Source organism: Streptomyces sp. NPDC048650 (assembly GCF_043199095.1).
GTDB lineage: Bacteria > Actinomycetota > Actinomycetes > Streptomycetales > Streptomycetaceae > Streptomyces.
The window spans coordinates 1-6,127 of the sequence record NZ_JBICVM010000034.1 but is presented as its reverse complement, the minus strand read 5'-3'; the positions used below and the strand labels follow the sequence as shown (position 1 = coordinate 6,127).

1 protein-coding gene is annotated in these 6,127 nt (G+C 72.9%); it reads left to right on the top strand.

Annotated features, from left to right (window positions below):
• Positions 1-6,127 (top strand): amino acid adenylation domain-containing protein (locus tag ACGFML_RS38065; protein ID WP_393550534.1); only part of this gene is annotated, 6,127 nt, incomplete at both ends.

The window sequence follows — 6,127 nt, the reverse complement described above, 5'->3', positions numbered from 1 at the left end:
CCGACGGCGGACCTGTCGACCGCCTGGTGCTCGACGAGCCGGAGACCGCCGCCCTGATGGCGGGCTACCCGGCGGTCGACCCGATGGTGGCCGTCGATCCGAGCCACCCCGTCTACGTCATCTACACCTCGGGTTCCACCGGCAAACCCAAGGGAGTCCTGGCGACACACAGCGGCCTGGTCAACCTCCTCACCGACCACCGACTGGTGCAGTTCGCACCGCTGTTGAAGGACCGGCAGCGGCTGCGGGTAGCGCTGACCACCTCGGTGTCGTTCGACGCCTCCTGGAATCAACTGATGGCCCCCTTCGCGGGCCACGAGCTGCACGTCCTTGACCATGCGACCTGGACCGACCCGGAGGCCTTCGTCGACTACACGGCCCGCCGCGGGCTGGACTACGTCGAGGCCACCCCTTCCTACCTCCAAGTCCTCGTCTCCCAAGGGCTGCTGGACGATCCGCAGCACCGTCCCACGCTGGTCGCGGCCGGCGGCGAGCCGGTCCCGGAGCCGTTGTGGGAGCGGCTGCGGGCCGCCGACGGGACGTCCTGCCTCAACTTGTACGGACCCTCCGAATGCACCGTCAACTCGGTGGCCGCGCCCGTGGGACCGAGTCCGCGCCCGATCATCGGCCGACCCGTCACCAACGCCCGGCTGCATGTGCTCGACGGCGCCCTGCGACCGCTGCCGGCCGGTGTGCCGGGTGAGCTGTACATCGCCGGTGCGGGGCTGGCGCGCGGCTACCTGAACCGGCCGGGCCTGACCGCGGGGCGGTTCGTGGCGGACCCGTTCGGTCCGAGCGGCTCGCGGATGTACCGCACGGGTGACCTGGTGCGATGGAACCCGGACGGAAACCTGGAATTCCTCGGCCGCACCGACGACCAGGTCAAGGTCCGCGGCTTCCGGATCGAACTCGGCGAAATCGAGGCCGTCCTCACCGAGCACCCGAGGATCGCGCGGGCCGCCGTCACGGTGCGCACCGACGAGGAACCCCGGCTGGTCGCCTACGTCGTCCCCGCCGCGGGGCAGGCGGTCCAAACGGACGCACTGCGGGCCCGGCTGCGGGAGCGGTTGCCCGAGTACATGGTGCCATCAGCGCTCGTGGTGCTGGACGCGCTGCCGCTGACCCCGAACGGCAAGCTGGACCGGCGCGCCCTCCCGGCGCCCGAGCGGCAGCCCGCCGCACCGGGCCGCGCTCCGCGCACCGCGGTCGAGCACCTGCTCTCCGGGCTGTTCGCCGAGGTGCTGGGCCTGCCGCAGGTCGGTGTCGACGACGACTTCTTCGATCTCGGCGGGCACTCCCTGCTGGCCACCCGGCTGATCGCCCGGGCGCGGTCCGTGCTGGGCGTGGAGCTGAGGCTGCGCGACCTGTTCGACGCGCCGACGGTGGCGGAGCTGGCTGCCGCGGTGGACGTCGCGGGCCGGGCGCGGCCGGCGCTGGGGCGGTGCGAGCGGCCCGAGGTGGTGCCGCTGTCCTTCGCACAGCGCCGGTTGTGGTTCCTGCACCGGATGGAAGGCCCGAGTGCCACTTACAACATCCCGCTGACACTGCGGCTGTCCGGAAGCCTGGACCAGCGCGCTCTGGAAACCGCCCTGGCGGATGTGGTCGAGCGGCACGAGAGCCTGCGTACCGTCTTCCCGGTGGTCGACGGCGTGCCGTGCCAGCGGGTGCGGGACCTCGACGAGGCCCGGCCGCGACTGCGGATGACCGAGGTCGGCGAGCGCGACCTGCCGGGCCGACTGGCGAAGGCGGCGCGGTACGGCTTCGACCTCTCCGAGGAATCGCCGCTGCGCGCCGAACTGTTCCGGCTCGGCGCCGAGGAGCACGTGCTGCTGCTGGTGGTGCACCACATCGCCGGTGACGGCTGGTCGACGGGCCCGCTCTCGCGGGATCTGGCGACCGCCTACGCGGCCCGCAGCGAGGGGGCGAAGCCGGAGTGGGCGCCGCTGCCGGTCCAGTACGCCGACTACACCCTCTGGCAGCAGGAGCTGCTGGGTGACGGCGCCGACCCGGACAGTCTGCTCAACGGCCAACTCGCGTACTGGCGGGAGCGGCTGGCGGCCCTGCCCGACCAGGTCGAGCTGCCCTTCGACCGGCCCCGGCCGGCGGCGATGTCCTACCGGGGCGCCCACCTTCCGGTGCGCATCGACGCCGAGCTGCACCAAGGCCTGCGCGAACTCGCCCGCGACGGCGGAGCCAGCCTCTTCATGGTGCTCCAGGCCGGGCTGGCCGCTCTGCTGGGCAAGCTCGGCGCGGGCACCGACGTCCCGATCGGCACGCCGATCGCCGGACGCACCGACGAGGCCCTGGACGACCTGGTCGGCTTCTTCGTCAACACCCTGGTGCTGCGCACCGACCTCTCCGGCGACCCGTCGTTCACCGAACTGCTGGGCCGGGTGCGCTCCGACGCGCTGGCCGCGTACGCGCACCAGGAGGTGCCGTTCGAGCACCTCGTAGAGGCACTGAACCCGACCCGGACGCTTGCGCACCATCCGCTGTTCCAGACCATGCTCACCCTGCAGAACGCGCCGTCCGGCACCTTCGGCCTGCCGCGGCTGCGGGTGACGACCGACCTGGTCCACACCGGGACGGCCAAGTGCGACCTGACCTTCGTCCTGGCCGAACAGCCCAGCACGGACGGGCTGTCGGGCGTGGTGGAGTACAGCACCGACCTGTTCGACGCGGCCACCGTCACCGGGATCGTCGAGCGGTGGCTGCGGCTGCTGCGCGCCGTCGTCGCCGACCCCGGCCGACGGATCGGCCAGGTGGACGTGCTGTCCGCCGACGAGCTCCGGGCACTGCTGCCGGCCGGCGCCGACCAGGGCGGGGCGCTGCCGGAGAGCAGCCTGCCCGCACTGTTCGAGCGGCGGGTGCGGGCAGACCCGGACGCGCCCGCCCTCACGGACGGTGCAGCCACTCTGACGTACGGCCAGGTGAACGCCCGCGCCAACCGTCTTGCGCACGTCCTGATCGACCGCGGGGTGGGGCCGGAGCAGTTGGTGGCACTGGCCCTGCCGCGCTCGGCGGAGCTGGTCGTGGCGGTGCTCGCGGTGCTCAAGGCCGGCGCCGCGTACGTACCGGTGGACCCGGAGTACCCGGCCGCCCGGATCACCTACCTGCTCCAGGACACCCGGCCCGCGCTGCTCGTGACGACGAGCCGGACCGGAGAGCTGCCGGGAGCGGACCACGTGGACCGGCTGCTGCTGGACACCGCCGATCTGGACGGGCTGCCCAACACGGACCCGGGGGTCGCCGTCGATCCGGGCCACGCCGCCTACGTGATCCACACCTCCGGTTCCACCGGCAACCCCAAGGGCGTGGTGATCCCGCACCGCAACGTGGTGCGCCTGTTCGACACCACGCGGGAGCTGTTCCGCTTCTCCGCCGAGGACGTGTGGACCCTCTTCCACTCCTACGCCTTCGACTTCTCGGTGTGGGAGCTGTGGGGCCCGCTGCTGCACGGCGGTCGCCTGGTGGTCGTGGACCACGACACCAGCCGCTCGCCCGGCCGGTTCCTGGAACTGCTCGCCCGTGAGCGGGTGACGGTGCTCAACCAGACGCCGTCCGCCTTCTACCAGCTGATGCAGGCGGACGAGGAGGCCCCGGAGACCGGCCGCCGACTCGCCCTGCGCACGGTGGTGTTCGGCGGTGAGGCGTTGGAGCACGCCCGGCTGGCAAGCTGGTACGACAGACACCCGGGAGACGCGCCGCGGCTGGTCAACATGTACGGCATCACCGAGACCACGGTGCACGTCACGTACGCGGCGCTCGACGGCTCCGGCACCGCCGCAGGTCAGGTCGGCTCCGCCCTCCCGGACCTGCGGGCGTACGTGCTCGACGACGGCCTGCGGCCGGTGGCCCCAGGCGTGCCCGGCGAGCTGTACGTCGCGGGCGCGGGCCTCGCGCGCGGCTACCTGAACCGGCCCGGCCTGACTGCCGGGCGGTTCGTGGCGGACCCGTTCGGACCGCCGGGATCGCGGATGTACCGCAGCGGTGACGTGGTGCGCCGCACGGCGGACGGCAGCCTGCGCTACGTCGGCCGGGCCGACCAGCAGGTGAAGGTGCGCGGCTTCCGGATCGAACTCGGCGAGATCGAGGCGGCGTTGGTCGCGTACCCCGGTATCGCCCAGGTCGCCGTCCTGGCCCGGCAGGACCGGTCCGACGACACCCGGCTGGTCGCGTACCTGGTGCCGGCCGCGGGCGCCTCGCCGCGCTCCGACGACCTGCGGGGGCACCTGCGCGAGCGGTTGCCGGAGTACATGGTGCCGTCGGCGTTCATCGTGCTGGACGCACTGCCGCTGACCGTCAACGGCAAGCTGGACCATCGGGCCCTGCCCGCCCCCGACCTCACCCCGGCGGCCACCTGCCGTGCGCCGCGCACCCCGCAGGAGCAGATCCTCTGCCAGCTGTTCGCAGAGGTCCTGGGTGTGGCGTCGGCCGGTGTCGAGGACGACTTCTTCGATCTGGGCGGGCACTCGCTACTCGCCACCCGCCTGGCCGCCCGGATCCGCGCGACGCTCGGCATGGAAATGCAGCTGCGCACGCTGTTCGAGGCACCGACACCGGCAGCGCTGGCTGCCGCCCTGGTGGCGGCCGGGCCGGCGCAGGCCGCCCTGGCGCGGCGCGAACGCCCCAAGGCGATCCCGCTGTCGTTCGCGCAGCGGCGGCTGTGGTTCCTGCACCAGCTGGAGGGCGCCGACGCGAATTACCACATCTCCCTGGCCTGGCGACTGTCCGGGAATCTGGACCGGCGGGCCCTGGAGGCCGCCGTGGCGGACGTGGTGGTCCGACACGAGAGCCTGCGCACCGTGTTCCCGGCGGTGGACGGAGTGCCGCACCAGCAGGTGCTGGACGTGGAGGCAGCCCGCCCGCGGCTGCTCGTGAGCCGGACCACCGAGGCAGAGCTGCCCGCTCTGATGACGGCGGCCAAGGGCCGCCGGTTCGACCTGGCGGTCGATGTGCCGCTGCGGGCCGGGTTGTTCGAGCTGGCGCCGGACGAGCACGTCTTCCAGCTGGTGCTCCACCACATCGCGGGCGACGGCTGGTCGCTGGGCCCGCTTGCGCAGGGCCTGACCGCCGCGTACACGGCCCGCCGCCGCGGCCAGGAGCCGCAGTGGGCGCCACTGCCCGTCCAGTACGCCGACTACACACTGTGGCAGCACGAACTGCTCGGCGACGCCACCGACCGGGACAGCCTGTTCGCCGGCCAGGCGGACTACTGGACCCAGCAGCTGGCCGGCCTCCCGGAGCGGATCCACCTGCCCACCGACCGGCCCCGCCCGGCGGTCGCCTCGCACCGGGGCGGTTCTGTGCGGACCGGGCTGGACGCCGAGCTGCACCGCGGTCTTCGCGAGCTCGCCCGCGCGCACGGGACCAGTCTGTTCATGGTGCTCCAGGCAGGACTGGCGGCGTTGCTGAGCAAGCTCGGCGCGGGCGACGACATTCCGGTCGGCAGCCCGGTCGCCGGCCGGACCGACCAGGCGCAGGACGAGCTGGTCGGCTACTTCGTCAACACCCTGGTGTTCCGTACCGACACCTCCGGCGATCCTACGTTCGCCGAGCTGCTGGACCGGGTCCGGGACACCGCGCTGGCCGGGTACGCCCACCAGGACCTGCCGTTCGAATACCTGGTCGGGGTCCTGAACCCGTCCCGGTCGCTGGCGCACCACCCCCTGTTCCAGGTCATGCTGGTGCTGCAGAACGTACCCCGGGCCGACTTCGCGCCGCCCGGGCTGCGCGTCGGCGAGATGCCGTTGACGTCGACCACCGCCAAGCTCGACCTGATCTTCACCATGTCCGAGCGGCACGCGGAGGACGGTGCCCCGGACGGGATCGACGGGTCCGTCGAGTACGCCGACGATCTGTACGACCCGGCCGCCGTCGAGACGATGATGGGGCGGTGGGAGCGGCTGCTCCGCCTCGCGGTCGCCGACCCGCGGCGGCGGCTCAGCCGGCTCGACCTGCTCACCGCCGAGGAGCGCGGTGAGCTGGCGGCGCTGGGCACCGGGCCGACGGCCCAGGCCCACACCGCGAGTCTGCCGGAGCTGTTCCGGGAGCACGTCCGGGCGACTCCGGACCTCGTCGCGCTGGTGTGCGGCGACGTGTCGCTGACCTACGCGGAGTTGGACGC